This window comes from Halobellus sp. H-GB7, assembly GCF_030848585.1.
Taxonomy (GTDB): Archaea; Halobacteriota; Halobacteria; order Halobacteriales; family Haloferacaceae; genus Haloquadratum; species Haloquadratum inordinatus.
This window is the reverse complement of the sequence record NZ_JAVDDW010000006.1, coordinates 124,148-141,265: the sequence shown is the minus strand read 5'-3', so window position 1 is coordinate 141,265 and position 17,118 is coordinate 124,148. Positions and strand designations below refer to the sequence as shown.

Below are 17,118 nucleotides of genomic sequence, written 5' to 3'. Positions count from 1 at the left end.
ACAAGACCTAATCGGTCGGGTCCGAAAGTGTACGTATGAGTAGCCAGCGGGAGAAGCGGCCGTGGCTCGCGGCGTTCCTCGGCACGCTCGCCACCGGGCTCGGACACTTCTACCTCAGACGGTGGAAGCGTGGGCTCGGATGGTTCGCCGCCGCGGTTGCCACGTCGGTGCTGTTCGTGCCACCTGAGGCCGCACGGACGCTTCTCGACGGCGGCGGCGATCCGGCGACGCTCGCGCCCGTCCTGATAGTCGGCGTCGCGAGCGTCGCCGACGCGTACGTCCTCGCCCGGAGCCGACAGCACCGATCGCGGGTTGCTGACGCTCGTCGGGCGGCGACGGGTGGCGAGTACGGCCGCGACGACGTCGACGGGGCGGCGGCTGACACCCCGACGTCGACGGGCGAGACGGTGACGGCGGACGCCGAGGAGACGTGTCCTCACTGCGGGAAGGAGTTGGACCCGGATCTGGACTTCTGTCCGTGGTGTACGACGCGGTTGGCCGACGGACCGCGGCGCACCGAGTGAGGAGCGTACCGCGGCCGGTTCTTATAGGGATTACGTAACTGTTCGGAGATTCTCGCCGTATCGTCCGGCGAGAAATCTATCGAGACGTACGATAATCGCTATTACTCTTCGGTCGGAATGCCGCTGAACTCGTCGACTGGCATCACCGAGTAATCGACGCTGAGCGTGTCTTTCGTCGCGCGGATCTTGCCGACGAACGTGGAGATGTCTTCGAGACCCCCTTCCAGGACGAACAGTTCCATACAGCGGTGCTCGCCGACGTGACTGTGGAAGTTCGAGGCGACGAGGTTCTCGTACTCGTGGCGGAGTTTCATCATCCGCTCTTCGACGTTCGTCGTCTCGTACTCGAAGACGACCGTCACCACGGCCATCAGTTCTCTATCTTCCAGTCGTTTGTCCTCGAACTCTCCGAGCAGATTCCGCGAGGCCTCGCGGACGACCTCGCTCCGGCCGGTGTAGCCGTGCTCTTCGGCGAAGGCGTCGATTCGCTCGACCAACGCTTCGGGCATCGAGACGCTGACGACGGTCATATATTAACTCAGAGGCCGTCGGATATTAATTCCTAGGAATCGGGGGCGCCGTACGTCGATCGGAGAGTCTCAGCCAACACCCCGTCGCGACGAAAGACCACGTAGACGACGAGGAACGGTTCGTCCGCGGGCCGAAGGACGAACACCGCTCGGGCTTGCTCCGTCTCGGGCGGGATCGACTCGCCGCGATCGGCGCGGCGCACGAGCGGGTCCAGCGGCGTGACACCGGTGCGAAACTCCTCGAAAAGGTCGCGAGCGCCGGCCTGCTTAGCGAAGACGTAGAGCGCGCCGTTGGGTTCGCCGTCGGTGTTCTTGGTCACGCGGCCGTTCATCGCCGCGTTGTCGGCCTCGGCGACCATCCACGTCTGTTTGGCCGCCTCGAAGATCCCGGTGACGCCGTCGTAGAACTCGAAGACGGAGTCGGCGACGACGTCGATCGATTCGAACCGCGGGTCGCCGTCGGACCACGCGAGCGTCGCGTCGACGAGCGTGCCCGCGCGGAGCGACGCGACGGCATCAGCGAGTGCACCGTCGTAGCCGGTGGTGTCGACGTACGTCGGGGCGAACGCTTCGTCGGGGCCGGAGTCTGCCCGCGCTGCCTCCTCCTCGGAGTCGACAGTTGCGGCGTCTGCATCGTCGGAATCGGCAGCCACTGCGGCGGCGTCGTCGAAGTCGTCGGCCTCGACGAGCAGGAGTTCGTCGGGGTCGCGAGGGCGGCCGAGAACGCGGTATCGGTCGCTCGTCTTCAGATCCATCACGCACTCATCACCGCGAGATGCCGCCACCCTGTTCGGCGACGACGCGTTCGACTTCGGCGGGCGTGACGACTGCCAGGTCGCCGTCGACGGTGCGCTTCAGCGACGCCGTCGCCGCCCCGTGTGCGAGCGCGTCGGGAACGTCGCCACCGGCGACGCGCTCGGCGAGATAGCCGCCGACGAAGGCGTCGCCGGTGCCGATGGCGTCGAAAGTGTCCGCGTCGTAGACTGCCTGTTCGAACACCTCTCCCTCGTGGACGGCGAGCGAGCCGTTTTCGCCGCGAGTGAGGACGACCGTCTCGAAGTCGAAGTCGTGCAGGAGGCCGTTTGCCACCTCGACGGGATCGCCGTCCCGACCGAGGCAGGTGGCCGCGTCGCGCTCGGCCGCGACGAGCACGTCGATGTGCGGAAACAACGATTCGTAGCCCGCTTTCGCCTCCTCGGGCGTCCACAGCTTCGAGCGGTAGTTCAGGTCGAAGGCGGTGGTTACGCCCGCTCGTCCGGCCGCCCGGAGCAGCGCGTCGGTCGTCTTCGTGAGCGTCGACGAGAGCGCCGGCGTGATCCCGCTCGTGTAGAAGAACGCCGCGCCGTCGAGTGCGGTCGCCGGCAGTTCGTCCGGCGTCGCAGTCGTCACCGATGCGTCCGTCCGATCGTAGATCACGTCGGTGCCGCGGGGTTCGCCCCCGTGTTCGAGGTAGTACGTCCCGAGGCGCGCGTCCTCGGAGTCGTCCCACGCGATGTCCGTCTGGACGCCGTGGCTGCGCAGTTCGGAGACGATCCGTCGGCCGAGCGGCGAGTCGGGGAGTTTCGAGACCCACGCCGCGTCACAGCCCAGCCGTGAGGCCGCGACGGCGACGTTGCTCTCTGCCCCGCCCGTTCGCGCGTCGAGTTCGCGGGTCCGTTCGAGGCGCTCGCCCCGCGGCGGCGAGAGTCTGAGCATCGTCTCGCCGAAAGTCACGATATCCGCCATACCCGCTCGTTCTCCGAGGGGATACATAAGTTCCGGAGATGAACAGTCTCCGCGCTCAGGAGAGTAGGAACCGAAGACGGAAGATCAGGCGTCCCGCCGGCCGCCGTGTCCCGGGTAGTCGCGCTCGAAGCGATCGCCGATCTCGTCGCCGTCGATCGCGACGACGACTGGGCGGCCGTGGGGACACGCGTAGGGGTTCTCGCAGTCGTCGAGCGCTTCCAGCAGATCCACGACTGAGCCCTCGGTGAGCGAGGTGTTGCCGGTCACGGAAGGGTAACACGCCAGGTCCGCAAGCAGGTCGTCGGCGACTGCCTCGACCGTCTCCGCGCCGCCGTCGCCGTCCTCGGCGACGAACGCCGTGAGCGTATCGCGCAGGAGTTCGGGATCGAGCGCCTCCGCGAACACCGCGGGGACAGCCTCGACTGCGACGGTGCGCTGGTCGGCGCGTTCGGCGCGGAAGCCAAGCGACTCCAGCGCCTCGCGGTACTCCTCGAACAGCGCCGCCTCGCGCGCGGTGAGTTCGAGTTCGACGGGGTCCGCGAGCGCCTGTGTGGCGACGTCGCCGTCGAGTTCGGACTGGAGGCGCTCGTAGTTCACCCGCTCGTCGGCCGCGTGCTGGTCGACGAGCACCATCCCCGAGTCGGTCTCGGCGACGACGTAGGTATCGTGGAGTTGGCCGAGGATCCGCATCGACGGCAACGAGTCGAAGTCGGGTTCGAGCGTCGCCGCCTCACCGTGGAGGTCGCGCTGGGTCGTCGGCCCGACGATGCCCGTCAGGCGCGGCTGTGAGGCGTCCGAGCGCTCGTCGCGGGCCGTGCCGCGGGCGTCGTCGACGTCGAAATCACCGCTCGATCGGGAGTCCGTGTCTGCGCTCCGCGCCGTCTCCGTCGGATCAGCAGCCGTTCCCGGTGGCGTAGCGGTCCGCGACGACTCCCCGATCGAATCAGCCTCCGACTCGCCGAACGTCGATTGATCCGACGTCGAGGTCCGGGAGTCGCGGGCGGGCGGACGATCGTCGCGGCCGCGCTCTCGTTCGCTGCCAGCGTCGGTGACAGTCCAGGCGTCCTCGTCCGTCGGATCGACCGTCTGAGCGCGGTCGTCGCCGTCGCCGCTGTCACGGTCGCGATCGAAGCCGTCGCTGTCGGTGTCGAAGCTGTCGGTGCCGTCTCCGGTGTCCCCCGAGCGGTCGTCGCCGCGATCCGCGAAGCGGTCGGCGTCGAGACGCTCGTCCGAGGTGGTGTCCAGATCACCTGTTTCGGAGCTGCTGTCGCGCGCTCGCCCGACCTCGGAGGACCGCAGCGCCTCGTCGCTAGCGGTGGTGCTGTCGGCTACCGCGTCCCCGGCGTCGTCTCCACTGCTCGGCTGCGGGCTGTGTCCCGCGCCGCCGCGCACCTCCGAGTCGGGCGATTCGGGCTCGATCGCGGTCTCCGCGGGTGCTGAACGGCCTCTAGGCGCCGTCGACCTGATCAGCCCCTCGTCGAGCAACGCGGTCCGCACGGCGTCGGTGACGGCCTCGCGGACGCCCGCCTCGTCGCCGAAGCGGACCTCCATCTTCCGCGGGTGGACGTTCACGTCGACCGCGTCGGCGGGGACGTCGACGAACAGGACCGCGAAGGGGTAGCGGTCGGTGGCCAACTGGCCGCCGTAGGCGTCGAGGACCGACTCCCGGAGGACGCGGGCGGTGACGTACCGGTCGTTGACGAACGTCGAGAGGTACTCACGAGTGCTTCGGGTCGTCTCCGGATGGCTGACCAGTCCCGTGACGCGCTCGATCGGCCCCGCATCGGGGCCGTGTTCGACGCGGATCATCGACTCGGCGACCTCGCGGCCGTACACCGAGAGGACCGCCGACTGGAGGCTCCCGCGGCCCTCGGTCGCGAACACCTCGCGGTCGTCGTGTTCTAAGGAGATGGCGACGTCCGGGTTCGCGAGCGCGTAGTGCGTGACGACGGTGTTGACGTGATCGAACTCCGTCGCGGTCGTCTTCAGGAACTTCCGGCGGGCGGGGGTGTTGTAGAACAGGTCGTCGACCTCGACGACAGTCCCCTCGGGGCAGCCCGCGGCGCTCACGTCCGTTACTTCGCCGCCCTCGACGCGGAGTTCCGTGCCGACGCCGTCGCCACCGCGGGGCTTCGTCCGGATCGTCACCCGCGAGACCGCGCCGATCGTGTGGAGCGCCTCGCCGCGGAACCCGAGCGTTCCGACGCCGGCTTCGAGGTCGTCGATGTCGTCGATCTTGCTCGTGGTGTGTTCTTCGACCGCGCGCTGGACCGCCTCGCGGTCCATCCCGACGCCGTCGTCGCGGACGCGAACGCCCTCGGTGCCGCCCGCGTCGACCGCGACGGAGATGCGATCTGCGCCGGCGTCGAGGCTGTTTTCGAGGAGTTCTTTCACGACCGACGCGGGCCGTTCGACGACCTCGCCGGCCGCGATCTGTCGCACGGTCTGCTCGTCGAGCGCGCGGATCGTCGGCGTCGGATCGGCGTCTGCGGCATCGCCCGCGGCGTCGTCTCCGCTCACGGGTCGTAGACCTCCGTCGCCGTCAAAACTGCCTCGGACTGTACCGCGCTCAGTCGGTCGGCGGCCGCTTCCGGCGACAGCCACGCGTGCGTCGAGTGTTCGTGGCTGAGCTGGACTGGATCGTCGGCGACGACGTCGAGTCCGGCGGGGACCGCACACCAGTAGTAGACCGCGAAGCGTCCCTGGTCGGTGTCGTTTCGCCACGACGCCGTGTGGATGGGCCGGCCGACGTGAACGTCGAGCGCCGTCTCCTCGACGATCTCGCGGTGGATCCCGTCGGGCGCGTCCTCGTACGGTTCGAGCCGGCCGCCGGGGAGTTCCCACCCGCCGTCGGTGCTCCGGCGGACGACGAGCACGTCGCCCGAGGCGGCGAAGAGGACGCCTCGCTGACTGATCGTCGCCTCCAGGTGGTCGTCGGCGTCGGTCACGTCGGCACTCCCTGCCGTGAGGTGGTCGCCTCGCACCGCGTCGAACGGCCGATTCGGCCCGACAGCAGACAGCGCGGTCGCTCGTCCCAACACATTTGCTATCCGGGTACTGGTCGTATGCGCCCTAATCGTTACCGGTCGTGGCGATAGCGACGGCCGGCCCGTCGGGCGCGCTCTACTCGTCCAGCCGCTGCTTCCACTCCTGAACGGTCGTCATCAGGTCGATCGGGGACATATCGTTCAGATCCAGTTCCGTCAGTTCGGCGGCGATATCGTCCAGTTCCGGGTCGACTGCGGCCGGCCGCGACGGGTCGGCGTCGGGGTCTGCGGCAGAGGTGGTCGACGCATCGGCCGCCGCGTTCTCCTCGCCCGTCCGACCGCCGTCGGTCGCCTCCGCGCTCGCCGTCTCGTCGACGAACTGGCCGGCCGAGAGGTCGAAGACGGCCTGCATCGGCTCACTATCGCCGCCACCGCTTCCGCGGGCCTCGATCGCCTCCTCGGCGCGGAGGCGCGCGAGCACCGCGTCCGCGCGGGAGACGACCGGGTCGGGGACGCCGGCCAACTCCGCGACGTGGACGCCGTAGGAGCGATCTGTCGGACCGTCCTCGATCGTCCGGAGGAACGTCACGTCGTCACCCGCATCGTCGACGGCGACGTGGACGTTCGCGACGCGATCGAGGTGGTCCGCCAGCGACGTGAGCTCGTGGTAGTGCGTCGCAAAGAGCGTCTTCGCGCGGACCTCGTTGTGGAGATACTCCGTCGCGGCCCACGCGATCGAGATGCCGTCGTAGGTCGCGGTGCCGCGCCCGACTTCGTCGAGGATGACCAGCGAATCTTCCGACGCCGAGTGCAGGATGTTCGAGAGTTCCTGCATCTCGACCATGAACGTCGAGCGGCCCTGCGCGAGTTCGTCGAGCGCGCCGACACGGGTGTAGATGCCGTCGACGACGCCGATCGTCGCCGAGCGCGCCGGGACGAAGCTCCCGACCTGTGCGAGCAGCGTGACGAGCGCGACCTGCCGCATATACGTCGACTTCCCGCTCATATTCGGCCCGGTGACGATCAGGAACTCCCGATCTCCGTCCATTCGGACGCCGTTGGGGACGAACTCGGTCGTCTGCTCGACGACGGGGTGGCGACCGGCGTCGATCTGCAGCGGTCCCGGCTCGGTCAGTTCCGGACGGGTCCAGTCGTTACCGGCGGCGTGCGTCGCGAGCGACGCCAACGCGTCGACCTCGGCGAGAGCGCGACCGACGTCCTGCAGGAGTTCGGCGTGGTCGGCGACCCGCTCGCGAAGGTCACAGAAGAGGTCGTACTCCAGATCGCCGCGGGCCTCCTCTAATCTGAGAATCTCCCGCTCGCGCTCCTCCAGTTCGTCGGTGACGAACCGCTTGGAGTTCTTCAGCGTCTTGATCTCCCGATAGTGCTCGGGCACCTGATCGGCGACCGACTTGCCGACCTGGATGTAGTGCCCGTCGGTCTTGTTCCGATCAACGGTGACGTGGGTGAGGCCGTGCTGGCGCTTCTCGCGTTCGGCGAGCGTGTCGATCCACTCCTGTGCGTCCTCGTTGCGGTCCAGCAAGTCGTCGAGTTCGTCGTCGTAGCCGCGGCGGAACAGGCCGCCCTGCGTCACCGTCTTCGGTGGGTCGTCGGCGAGCGCCGCCGCCAGTTCTTCGCGGAGACGGCCGGCCGCATCACGGTCGGGCCGGTCGGCGACTGCGGCGAGCGGCGACGATTCGAGGCGTGACCCCTCGATAGCGTCGGCGACGTCCGGCAGGATTCCGAGCGTATCGCGGACGGCCAGCAAGTCGCTAGCGTCGGCGCTGCCGGACGCCGCCCGGGCAGCCAGCCGTTCGAGGTCGTAGCCGCCGTCGAGCGCCTCGCGGACGCGTTCGCGGGCGAGTGCGGCCGCGGTGAGCGCCTCAACCGCGTCGAGTCGGCGCGTCAGTTCCGCGCGGTCGCGTCGCGGACGGGTCACCCACTCGCGGAGGAGTCGCCCGCCCGGACTCGTCACCGTGTGGTCGATCGTGTCGACGAGGGTGCCGTCGCGGTCGCCCTGCATCGTCTCCGTGAGTTCGAGGTTCCGCTGCGTCGTCGAATCGAGTTCGAGGTGCTCGTTCGTCTCGAACGAGCGCAGGCGCGTCATCGACGGCAGGACGCCCGCGCCGGTCTCCTCGACGTAGCGGAGGGCCGCGCCCGCCGCGCGGATCGCCGAGTCGCGCTGGAGGCCGACGCTGTCGAGCGTCTCGCGGCCGAAGTGCTCGCGGAGGCGGTGTTTCGCGCGTCCCGGTGCGAAGGCGTCGGCCTCGAAGAGCGAGACGGTCGCGTCGGTCTCCTCGCGAAGCCGGCGGGTGAGCGCGTCGTCGCCGCGGACGTCAGGGCCCGGAAGGATCTCGACCGGCCCAAACCGATAGAGTTCCGAGAGCGCGTCGTCGGCGTCGTCGGCGACCGTCACGAGGAACTGTCCGGTCGTCGCGTCGGCGAAAGCGAGGCCGATGCCGTCGTCGTCGGAACCCGAGACGCCGCCGGTGGATCGGCGCTCGTCACTCGTTCCGCTCGTCTCGCCGACGACTGCGGCGATATAGCGCGCGTCGGCGTCGTCGGTCTCTAAGAGCGTGCCGGGCGTGACGATCCGCGTGACGCTTCGGTAATGGTCGCCGCTGTCGTCTTCGAACTGGTCGGCGACGGCGACTCGGTAGCCGCGTTCGACGAGTGCTTTTAAATATGGTGTGAGGTCGTCGACGGGGACGCCAGCCATCGGATACGACGACCCGTGCGAGGACTTCTCGGAGATCTTCAGATCGAGTTCGTCACCGACCAGTTCGGCGTCGTCGGCGAAGAACTCGTAGAAGTCGCCACACTGCATCGTCAGGACATCCGCGTCGGTGTCGGATTTTAGAGAGAGAAACTCCTCGACGATTCCCTGCGAGGCCATACGCGCACCTGGGCTGCGCGCGGATAAAACGCTGCGGTGTGGGCGGGCGGCACTGTTCAGATAAGATCGAAAAGTGAGGCGGTCGTAGTTCGTTGGTGCCTATGCAAGAACCAGACCGCCTCATCGAATGTAGCGACTTTCCGGAGTTAGAGTTTGTGGAGCGAGAGGCGACACCCGAGCCCGCGATGAAGCTGGGTATCCAACTGCATCTGGCGGGGTTATCGCTGTCGGATACCGTCTCAGTCCTCGCTGGCCTGGGTGTCGAACGATGTCGCTCTACAGTTCACAACTGGATTCAGAAGGCCGATCTACAGCCAACAGGGGGTCACGACCCGAATTACGTTGCGGTTGATGAGACCGTAATTCGAGTGAATGACCAGCGCTACTGGCTGTTTGCAGCAGTCGATCCTGACACGAACCGCCTGCTGCACGTGCGGCTCTTCCCGACCAGGACCCAAGCGCTGACCGAGATGTTCCTCGCGGAACTGCGCGAGAAACATCTCGTCGACGACGCGATCTTTCTGGTCGATGGCGCGCCCTGGCTGCAGGCGGCCTGCCATCGCCACTCGCTCCGATTCCAACACGTCACCCACGGGAATCGGAATGCCGTCGAGCGCGTGTTTAAAGAGCTGAAACGCCGAACTGAAGCCTTCGCAAATCACTTCAGACACGCTAATCCGAACACAGCAGAAACGTGGCTCCAAGCATTCGCCGTCTGCTTCAATCAGCTAATCTGAACAATGCCGTGAGTGCCGATAGTAGCATTTACAAGTCTTCACTCACCCGATCAGACGCTGTCGTGCGATCGGGTGCGCAATCAGTTGCAACTGCTACGATAGTATGGACTGTTTGTGGGCGGTGTTCAGATAAGGATGAAGGATGAGGCGGTGCGATTTTTGAGTGATCAATGCTCGAAATCGCACGCCTCAACGGTGGTAGCAACCGCTTCGAGTTAGGATTTGTGGAGCGAGAGTCGACACCCGAGCCAGCGATGAAGCTCGGTATTCGACTTCACTTGGCTGGACTATCACTTTCGAATACCATCTCTATCCTTGATAGTTTGGGTGTCGATCGTTGTCGCTCCACCGTTCATAACTGGGTGCAGAAGGCCGATCTACAGCCCACAGATGGTGCCGACCCGGATCACGTTGCGGTCGACGAGACCGTGATCCAACTCAATGACGAACGGTTCTGGCTGTACGCTGCGGTCGATCCCGAAACGAACCGCTTGCTGCATATTAAGCTTTCTCCGACGAGAAATCAAGCGATTACCGAGATGTTCCTTGCGGAACTCCGCGAGAAACATCTCGTCGATGATGCGCTCTTTCTCGTCGATTCTGCACCGTGGCTGCAAGCGGCACTCCATCGACACGGCCTCGATTACAGATATGAAAAACATGGTAATCGGAATAGCGTCGAACGTGTCTTCCGAGAACTAAAACGCCGAACAAATCAGTTCTCAAATTGTTTTAGCCACGCCGAAGCAGACACTGTCGAAAATTGGCTTCAAGCGTTCGCCTTCGCATGGAACCAGCTAATCTGAACACTACCGTGAAAACCAAGACTGGGTTCCTCCCGAACCAATAAGCGATGACTCGATGTTCGCAGGTACGCCAGTGCTGAACTTCTTAAACTGGCTGCCGTTCGAGATTGAAGCCGAAGATTCGGGTGGGCAATCAGTTGATGCGGACTCGGTCACGGATGAGTGGAGCTGGTACTTTCAAGATCAGTTTGACTGGGATTTGTCGTTCTTGAGCGGTGGAGGAGACGCAGAGGGCGTACGGTTCAGATTCGAGTCGCTTGTGGATAACGGCTATCGGCAGGCTTTAGCCCTCAAATTTACAGCCAATCAGGCGAGGGGGGCGCGAACAACGGGTCTTGCTCCGGAATGGGGAACGATCTACTTGATCCCACTTCTCGATGGGCGAGGTTTTCAAGATTTCAGCTATCAGGTAATGGACGAGCTTTACCCTGATGTTGATCTCAACACAGTCGGCCGTCAACCAGATTGGCTAGGTGACTATCAAGCGCCGAGGGAAGAGGAGCTTGAAGCCGAGATCGAACGGCTTCAACGCGAGCTAGCTCATGCTCAAGCGTATAAGCAACTCTTGTGGGAGCAGGGCGACGAACTTGAAGAAATTGTTTACATCGCACTTCAGGACGCTGGTCTTACAATCGAGGAGGAAGTCCCCGGTCGGCGTGATGGCGCAATTGATTTGGCGGATAGAAAGGTCATGCTGGAGATCACAGGGACGACTGGTGGTATAAAAGAAAGCAAACTCAGACAGCTGCAGACTTGGGTGGATAACAACCAGAATGATTACGACGAGGAGATTACTGGGCTGTTAGTCATCAATCATCAGCGTGACCGTAACCCATCCGAACGGCGAGTCCAATTAGACGAGCAGCGGGAAGCCTATCTTGATTCTCGTGGCCTGCAGCTGATTACGACACCGGAATTATTCAAAATGGTCACCGGAATTTCAATGGGAGACATTTCAGAGGATGATGTCCAAGCTAAACTGCGATCCGACGAGGGCATTATTGTCTTCAACGAGACCGAGGAGTTGTCCTGAACACCTGCTGGTATATCTGCAAACTCGCTGATTCCTCGCTTAATTTCACCCACCTGAATACACCGTCTGACCGTGTGATTCTGCTACTTCATCCAAAAACTCTCTACTGGCCTTGATTTAGAGGTGAGGTCGTGGCTGCGCGCGCAGCGAAGCGAGCACGGAGCGGAGGGTGGGGAGGTGGGGTCTGGGTCGGTCCGGCACGTAGCAAAAAAGAGAGTCGCGATGATCGGCTATTCCCACCACCGACCGCGTTCTGGGAACATCACGGTGCTCCACCCAGTGAGGGCCACTGAGACGCGCCCGTTATACCAGTTCTTCGCCGCCCCGTGAATCCGCACGCGCTCGCCCTCTTCGATCCAGGGGGCATCTGACGCTTTCCAGCTGGTGAACTTCGTCCGCCCACTGTCGTCTTCGATGAGACCGACTTGTTGAATGGCCGGAGAGTTGCTCTCCCAGAGTACCGTCACAGTACCTTCGATGCTCACCTCTTTGCGATTGACGTCCTCGAGCATCCCGATGGGAACCACCGTCCCAGGAGCCGTCTGCAACTCCTCGAACACCCCGACGACTGCACTCGTCAGGTCTTTCCCACCAACTACGGCTTCACCCAGCCGCCGACCAATCGCTGCTCGCGACCAGCCATCCAGCTTCTCCGCCAGCCGCATCGACTGCTTGTTCACCGCCGCCAACTGCTCTTGCGTCAGTTCTGCACGAGGGTCGTCCCGCTCTGGGTCCGCCCACGGGTCCACGCTCGTCGCCCGCTTCTGGAACTCAGCACGCCGCTCAGCGCTCCGCTTCGCTGCGATGTCTCGCGTCCGCTTCTCCCGACCTTCTTGCGTCCCCATCTCTGCCTTGGCACTGATGCGATCCAGTTCAGCCTCCCGCGCCCGAATGCGCTCTTCCTGTTCGAGGGTCGCACCGTAGATCCGCTCTTCACTGGTGTCGACCATCCCATCCGGGTGGTTCGCATCGACCTTTGCCTGCACCTCCATCTGCACCGTCGCCTGGAACTCTGGGGTCTCATCGACGACCTCGAAGCCCTCTTCATCGACCGCCACTTCATCCGCTTTTTCGAATGCCTGTTCATCGACCGAAACTACTTCACTGGTAACGTTCTTACTTGACATTGGAATTCTCCAAAATTCCGAAGGCGCTCAGCGCCCGACACCGCGATGCTGCTACATCGCGGTTCTTCGACGACAACGCCCGACAGAACCATCTACGCGCTCTCGCTCGCGCCTTCGTGAGCGCCCCCTGGGGCGCGAGCGAGAGCGCCAAAGGAAGGTCACCCAACCAGAACCGCGCGCCGACCCGCCCGGAGCAAGCGTCCAGCGGGATATGCCCGCTCGTGTCCGGCCCGGACTGCGGGATCGTGTCCAGGGCGACTGTCGCCGAGCACGCGCGCCGCGGTGTGGCGCGCGACAGCGCAGGCGGCACAAAGCCATGGAACGCGAAAGCCCGCGAGGGGCGCAACCGACGGGGATACCCGCTGGCGTCGAGGGCACATTCATTTTAGCCCGGAACGGGCGCTCGCGGTGCGGAGAGCGCCCGAACGCCCGGAATGGTCGGTCGCGAGCGACGCGGAGGGCGGCAGCGGCGCGCGGGGCGTGCCGTAACAAAGAACCTGTTCAACCGGGCTCGACGCTCAGTCACACAGCCGACATCCTGGTGGGCTCAGAAAGGGCGAGGTCGTCTCGGTCCTCCCCCGACTCCGTAAGCACCGCAGGCACGAGGCGCGCAGCGTGGGTCGCGGGATGCTGAGCGGCCGAGGGCTTTCGAGTCGGTAACGGCCATCGCTGACGGGCTGCTATCGAATTTTGATCCACAGTAACCAGTATGAGGACTCGCCGAGGGGCGGACTACTCCAGAAGATCTTCGACGAAGCGGAAGCCGTTCACGTACGTGACTGAATCGCCGTAGCCCTCTCTGGCGAAGACGGTTTCGGCTCCCTCGCCAGCAAGTGTATCCGTCGTATATATGTAGGCGTGATCTGCGGTCCCGTTGACGAACGCCTGGGCGGCGACCCCTGACAGCGCTGGATCTGCACGTTCGATTTCGTCAGCTGGACGATCATCCGCGTTCGCGATGTATCGCTGCACACCGTCCATCGTCCTCGAAACCAGTCTATGTGAGTATTCCAATGGCTCTGCGACGTGCGCCCACCCTTCGTCGATCGCCGTGTCGATCGGCGGTGTCTTGACGTCGGGCGCATTGACGGTCAATTCGTCGTAGACGCGTTCCGGGAGCACGAACGCCATGTCGTTCCGGCGTGCAAACGTCCGGACGACCTGATACCGACGGTTCGACGGTTGGCCCATCGCGACGAACAAACCGGTATCAGCGATGTGGATGGCGCTCACGCGTCGTCGCCGACGACATCCCGGTCGACACCTTCGATATCCGCGACCGACGCGCCCGACTCCTCGACGTCGAAGTGCTCGTGAACGACGGGGCGGAGCGCCTGGAGGATGATCTCGGCGGCGAGCGGCGAGATATCGAGATCGCGGGCCATCAAGCGATGCGTGATCTCGCCACGTTCTCGGTCGACGGTGTAGGTGAGCGCCGTCGCGAGGCCAGCGATTCCATGCCGATCGATGTACGTGTCGATGTCGGCGTCAGTGGCTCGCCGCCCGACGGCGTCGATGAGTGCCGGCGTGATTGTGTACTCGCGACCGCCGTCGGCGGCCGTGACGGTTAGTTCGATGTCGCGGGCGACGTACGTCCGGGGTTGCTCGTCAGTCGTCGTCTCGAGGACGCCGGCGTCGACGAGCCGGTTCACGTAGGTATAGGCAGTTCCCTGCGCAAGGTCGAGGGCGTCCATCACCTCTTGGACGGTTGCTTCCTCCTCTCGAGCGACATACGCGTACAGTTGGGCGAGCTGTGGCTCCTCGAGGAGGTCCGCGACTGAGAGGAAGTCGCGGATGACGTCGCCGTTGGCTCGGTTTGAAGTCCGTGACATGGGCAATTGAGTGTTTACAGTTTACAGCGAATCAGTAAAGAGTGTTGTGGTCAGTCTATCCGGACTGGGAGCGAGCGACGAGATGCTCATCGAGATCCCGCGTCCAGTACGTCGCGGGCCCACCGGGACTACACCGCGCACAGAGGTGCAACGTCCCCACGAGATGGCCGATTGCCACGCGGAACGACGTGAGCGCTGGGAGGGCGTCGACGATAAGCCCACACCCGTCGCAGGCATGGTGGTCGGTATCTTCGGGATCTGGCCGCTCTTGGATTGCGCAGTCGACGCAGATCAGGTGTGTAACGAGGTCGTCCTTCCCCCAAGTACGCGCTTCGCCTAATTCAGAGCCGGGCAACGCATCGCAGAATGCACAGCCGGAGAGTGTCTGCTGCACGTTTACCGCGGCTCCTCATCTCGTCTCTCCGCTGCGGCATCGTACCCCGCCTTCCAACCCTTGTGAAAGAGGGCGAGCGCCTTCTCTGAACGGAATGATTCGCCCGATGGCTCATGGACCAAGGATTGTGACTCCGCGACTGGCGTGACCACGTCCTGGCCGATGAGTTCCTCGACGACCATCCATGCATGGGCCTCGTCGATGTCGGCGGTCTCGATCCGGGCAGCGTCCCGATCGTGGGCTACCTGCTCGTTCTCGAACCGTTCGTGATCGCGCGATGCATCGTCGTACCTGTCCGGACCCGTCATGTGATATCAACTCCGGCACGCTCACCTACGCGCCTCGGTCCCCATGGCGCTGATAAAACCCCTTGTGGAGCGATCCTCGGTGAGGGCGGTGCCGAGGGAGACGGGAAATGACGCTACTCAGTTGTTAACCAACACTCTACGCAACAAGGGCCGGATGTTGGTTAAGGACTCACCGTCTTCGCATCTCACACTGCAACTGGTGGCGGGCCTTCACCGCGAACGTATCGGACTCGTCGACGGGCGCATCGTGGCTCCGTTTCGTCGCGAACGAAGGTGACCGGGAGAGGCGATTCACTAGCTCCTCGCGAAGCACTTGACGACTGATCGTCTGCTCATGCCACCCGAGTCGTTCGTCATAGTGGCGCTTTTGGAACGTCTCGCCGACGTCGTCGACTGCCATGAACTGCGTCCGCTTCACGCCCCAGACGTTCGAGGAGACGTATTCGGCACCGACGTCTTCGTGGGTAAGTTCGACAAGAGTGCACTCAACGAACGAGACGATCGATTCACCGCTTCGCGTGTTCGGGATCGTCAGACGAAGATCTGACCACGGTGAACCACGTGTGTCGTTCGTAATCTGGGTCTCGGTGCTCCGTGCTGGCTGTTGCTGACGACCTTGGTACATGGGTACTCGGGAGCTGTTCTGCCCCCGTCACCCCTAGTCGGGGAGAAAAACTCCCCAGAGCGTTACTTGTCGTCTGCGAGGAAGCGTTTTGCGCGCATCCACATCGTCTGTTTAACTGATCCGCTCTCCTCAACGTCGTCGCTAGCGTCGTCGACGTCGTCCTGATCACCGAGTTGCTCGATCTCGGACTCGCGCTCGGCAAGCGCCTCCTGAAGGTCACGAACGGTCGCTTCCAGCGTGTTGATGCGGTCGTTCTTCTCCTCAAGCGCAGCCTCGAGTTCGCTGACGCGCTCTTTGAGGAGTCGGTTCTTCTCAGTCAGGTACGTCTGCTTCCGCTGTCCCGCCGATGGTGCTACGTCGTGGCCTTGGATGTCGTCTTCCGTCTCTCGGACACTTGTTGCATCGGGGTCGTAGAACTCCGAGGTGCCGGCGATCGCCCGCTCGATGGTCTTCTCGCCGTAGGTCGAGCCGTCGGCGTAATGGACCTCGTCCCATTTCTCGCGCATGAGCCCGGACTGCTGGAAGAGCTGATCCACCCGCGTGGCGTCGCCGCCGGTCCAGAACGCGAGCAGGAAACAGAGCGCCATATCCGCCTCGGACTGGCTTTCGTAGCCGAGCATGTTTCCATTCCAGAGTCGCTCGAACTTCTCCCCATTCGACGCGTTCTGTGCCTTCTCAAGGAGTTCCTGATTATCGAGGTCGATTTCCGTGCTGGGCTCTCTTGCTGTCTCACCAGAGCTATCCTTGTCCCTCGGTTCACCGATATCGTCCTGGACGTACTCACGATGAACCGCTGCGAGCGCGTCCTGTCGAGTGGCGACCGCCGTCGGCGTCTCGGCGACGTGATCTCCCGTAACCGTAAAGAAACGCCCCGAGTCGTACATCTCGATCGTTCCCTTCCGGTTTCGCCCGTCAGGGAGTTCTCCTTGTACCAGAACGTGATACCCTGTTCCCGATGGCGAGCGTTCAGTGTAGGAATCGAGCCGGTCAATGATGTCCTCTGCTGCCTCATCGGCAGTGCCGGAGTCCGGGTCCCGACAGTCGTCTAGGTCAACGCCGACGAACGGATCATCGTCAGTAAAGACGAAGCCGATGCCAGTAGCGTCTCCCAACTCGGCGTACTCGAGGGCGTCGTCGAAGGAAGTCCACGTCTGCTCATCCGTCGACGAGGCGAACTCCCCACTCCCCGGCGTGATCGGAACCTTCGTCGGCTTTCCGTTACGCTCCTGTTCGTCCCAGCAGATCCACTGGTCGTATTCGATGAGCGCCGTCGGGAGTACCGACCCGTCAAGCGTAATCTGAGTAGTCATGATTCTATAGTGTCTCCTCCAGCGACCTCGGTCCCCTTCGGGGTCGACGAGAAACTGCCACCGGCCAGTGGCCGCCGATCCAATGCCTTGGTTCCAACGGGGAACCCCCCTCCAATACTAGTTGGTTTTTGCCGTAACACGGACGCCGTCTTTGAGGAAGAATGGATCGAGAACGGCCAATGCGGACGCACGGCAACGGTCCACCATTGCGTTCGCGTTACGGCAATCTCGGTGGTTGGCGTAACACGCTTCCGTCTGTCGATTTTATAGATTCTGGGCCCGTG

Annotated in this window: 17 protein-coding genes; 4 read left to right on the top strand and 13 right to left on the bottom strand. The window is 63.8% G+C overall.

Annotation, left to right across the window (positions count from 1 at the left end; all coding sequences use genetic code 11):
- Nucleotides 1-35: 35 nt before the first annotated feature.
- Nucleotides 36-524, top strand: coding sequence for a zinc ribbon domain-containing protein (locus RBH22_RS11810; RefSeq protein WP_306677605.1), 489 nt, complete (start codon nucleotides 36-38; stop codon nucleotides 522-524).
- Between the two features lie 101 nt (nucleotides 525-625).
- Here RBH22_RS11810 and RBH22_RS11805 read toward each other — a convergent pair whose 3' ends face one another.
- From RBH22_RS11805 to mutS, 6 genes are all read right to left on the bottom strand, one after another.
- Nucleotides 626-1,054: a CopG family ribbon-helix-helix protein gene (locus RBH22_RS11805; RefSeq protein WP_121569013.1), complete on the bottom strand. Its 429-nt coding sequence runs from the start codon at nucleotides 1,052-1,054 to the stop codon at nucleotides 626-628.
- A 32-nt stretch (nucleotides 1,055-1,086) separates the two neighbouring features.
- On the bottom strand, nucleotides 1,087-1,809 hold the full coding sequence (locus RBH22_RS11800) for a DUF6663 family protein (RefSeq protein WP_306677604.1): 723 nt from the start codon (nucleotides 1,807-1,809) through the stop codon (nucleotides 1,087-1,089).
- 10 nt (nucleotides 1,810-1,819) lie between these two features.
- Nucleotides 1,820-2,779 (bottom strand): bifunctional 2-dehydro-3-deoxygluconokinase/2-dehydro-3-deoxygalactonokinase, encoded by a 960-nt coding sequence (kdgK1, locus tag RBH22_RS11795; RefSeq protein WP_306677603.1) that lies wholly within the window; start codon nucleotides 2,777-2,779, stop codon nucleotides 1,820-1,822.
- An 84-nt stretch (nucleotides 2,780-2,863) separates the two neighbouring features.
- Complete coding sequence (gene mutL / locus RBH22_RS11790) at nucleotides 2,864-5,299, bottom strand: DNA mismatch repair endonuclease MutL (RefSeq protein WP_306677601.1); 2,436 nt, start codon at nucleotides 5,297-5,299, stop codon at nucleotides 2,864-2,866.
- Nucleotides 5,296-5,817, bottom strand: a complete 522-nt coding sequence (locus RBH22_RS11785) for an NUDIX hydrolase (RefSeq protein ID WP_306677600.1) — start codon at nucleotides 5,815-5,817, stop codon at nucleotides 5,296-5,298. Before RBH22_RS11785 ends, mutL begins: the two co-directional genes overlap by 4 nt.
- 85 nt (nucleotides 5,818-5,902) lie before the next feature.
- Nucleotides 5,903-8,662, bottom strand: a complete 2,760-nt coding sequence (mutS, locus tag RBH22_RS11780; protein ID WP_306677599.1) for a DNA mismatch repair protein MutS — start codon at nucleotides 8,660-8,662, stop codon at nucleotides 5,903-5,905.
- Between the two features lie 101 nt (nucleotides 8,663-8,763).
- Between mutS and RBH22_RS11775 the strand changes: the two genes are divergently transcribed.
- The 3 genes from RBH22_RS11775 to RBH22_RS11765 all read left to right on the top strand — a co-directional run bounded on the left by RBH22_RS11775 (nucleotide 8,764) and on the right by RBH22_RS11765 (nucleotide 11,238).
- Nucleotides 8,764-9,399: an IS6 family transposase gene (locus RBH22_RS11775; protein ID WP_306677598.1), complete on the top strand. Its 636-nt coding sequence runs from the start codon at nucleotides 8,764-8,766 to the stop codon at nucleotides 9,397-9,399.
- A gap of 170 nt (nucleotides 9,400-9,569) precedes the next feature.
- Entirely contained in the window at nucleotides 9,570-10,205 is a 636-nt protein-coding gene (locus tag RBH22_RS11770; protein ID WP_306677597.1) for an IS6 family transposase, read from the top strand.
- A gap of 55 nt (nucleotides 10,206-10,260) precedes the next feature.
- The gene (locus tag RBH22_RS11765; RefSeq protein ID WP_306677596.1) at nucleotides 10,261-11,238 is read left to right on the top strand and encodes a hypothetical protein; all 978 of its coding nucleotides are present in this window, start codon (nucleotides 10,261-10,263) and stop codon (nucleotides 11,236-11,238) included.
- A 230-nt stretch (nucleotides 11,239-11,468) separates the two neighbouring features.
- Here RBH22_RS11765 and RBH22_RS11760 read toward each other — a convergent pair whose 3' ends face one another.
- The 7 genes from RBH22_RS11760 to RBH22_RS11730 form a co-directional block, all read right to left on the bottom strand.
- Nucleotides 11,469-12,365 carry a DNA-binding protein gene (locus tag RBH22_RS11760; protein ID WP_306677595.1) on the bottom strand — a complete coding sequence of 299 codons (897 nt, stop codon included), beginning with the start codon at nucleotides 12,363-12,365 and terminating at the stop codon, nucleotides 11,469-11,471.
- Nucleotides 12,366-13,097: 732 nt separating this feature from the next.
- Nucleotides 13,098-13,598 (bottom strand): hypothetical protein, encoded by a 501-nt coding sequence (locus RBH22_RS11755; protein WP_306677594.1) that lies wholly within the window; start codon nucleotides 13,596-13,598, stop codon nucleotides 13,098-13,100.
- On the bottom strand, nucleotides 13,595-14,197 hold the full coding sequence (locus RBH22_RS11750; RefSeq protein ID WP_306677592.1) for a helix-turn-helix domain-containing protein: 603 nt from the start codon (nucleotides 14,195-14,197) through the stop codon (nucleotides 13,595-13,597). The genes RBH22_RS11755 and RBH22_RS11750 overlap by 4 nt, the downstream gene beginning before the upstream one ends.
- Before the next feature lie 55 nt (nucleotides 14,198-14,252).
- Nucleotides 14,253-14,591, bottom strand: coding sequence for a hypothetical protein (locus tag RBH22_RS11745; protein WP_306677591.1), 339 nt, complete (start codon nucleotides 14,589-14,591; stop codon nucleotides 14,253-14,255).
- A gap of 2 nt (nucleotides 14,592-14,593) precedes the next feature.
- Nucleotides 14,594-14,899, bottom strand: coding sequence for a hypothetical protein (locus RBH22_RS11740; RefSeq protein ID WP_306677590.1), 306 nt, complete (start codon nucleotides 14,897-14,899; stop codon nucleotides 14,594-14,596).
- A gap of 169 nt (nucleotides 14,900-15,068) precedes the next feature.
- Nucleotides 15,069-15,524: a hypothetical protein gene (locus tag RBH22_RS11735; protein ID WP_306677589.1), complete on the bottom strand. Its 456-nt coding sequence runs from the start codon at nucleotides 15,522-15,524 to the stop codon at nucleotides 15,069-15,071.
- Nucleotides 15,525-15,586: 62 nt separating this feature from the next.
- Nucleotides 15,587-16,834 carry a hypothetical protein gene (locus RBH22_RS11730; RefSeq protein WP_306677588.1) on the bottom strand — a complete coding sequence of 416 codons (1,248 nt, stop codon included), beginning with the start codon at nucleotides 16,832-16,834 and terminating at the stop codon, nucleotides 15,587-15,589.
- Between the last annotated feature and the right edge of the window lie 284 nt (nucleotides 16,835-17,118).

Excerpts from the sequence above, each read along its gene's own strand:
- RBH22_RS11810 (WP_306677605.1), top strand. The coding sequence starts at position 36 with ATGAGTAGCCAGCGGGAGAAGCGGCCGTGGCTCGCGGCGTTCCTCGGC.
- RBH22_RS11805 (WP_121569013.1), bottom strand. The coding sequence starts at position 1,054 with ATGACCGTCGTCAGCGTCTCGATGCCCGAAGCGTTGGTCGAGCGAATC.
- RBH22_RS11800 (WP_306677604.1), bottom strand. The coding sequence starts at position 1,809 with ATGGATCTGAAGACGAGCGACCGATACCGCGTTCTCGGCCGCCCTCGC.
- kdgK1 (WP_306677603.1), bottom strand. The coding sequence starts at position 2,779 with ATGGCGGATATCGTGACTTTCGGCGAGACGATGCTCAGACTCTCGCCG.
- mutS (WP_306677599.1), bottom strand. The coding sequence starts at position 8,662 with ATGGCCTCGCAGGGAATCGTCGAGGAGTTTCTCTCTCTAAAATCCGAC.
- RBH22_RS11775 (WP_306677598.1), top strand. The coding sequence starts at position 8,764 with ATGCAAGAACCAGACCGCCTCATCGAATGTAGCGACTTTCCGGAGTTA.
- RBH22_RS11770 (WP_306677597.1), top strand. The coding sequence starts at position 9,570 with ATGCTCGAAATCGCACGCCTCAACGGTGGTAGCAACCGCTTCGAGTTA.
- RBH22_RS11765 (WP_306677596.1), top strand. The coding sequence starts at position 10,261 with ATGTTCGCAGGTACGCCAGTGCTGAACTTCTTAAACTGGCTGCCGTTC.
- RBH22_RS11760 (WP_306677595.1), bottom strand. The coding sequence starts at position 12,365 with ATGTCAAGTAAGAACGTTACCAGTGAAGTAGTTTCGGTCGATGAACAG.
- RBH22_RS11750 (WP_306677592.1), bottom strand. The coding sequence starts at position 14,197 with ATGTCACGGACTTCAAACCGAGCCAACGGCGACGTCATCCGCGACTTC.
- RBH22_RS11740 (WP_306677590.1), bottom strand. The coding sequence starts at position 14,899 with ATGACGGGTCCGGACAGGTACGACGATGCATCGCGCGATCACGAACGG.
- RBH22_RS11735 (WP_306677589.1), bottom strand. The coding sequence starts at position 15,524 with ATGTACCAAGGTCGTCAGCAACAGCCAGCACGGAGCACCGAGACCCAG.
- RBH22_RS11730 (WP_306677588.1), bottom strand. The coding sequence starts at position 16,834 with ATGACTACTCAGATTACGCTTGACGGGTCGGTACTCCCGACGGCGCTC.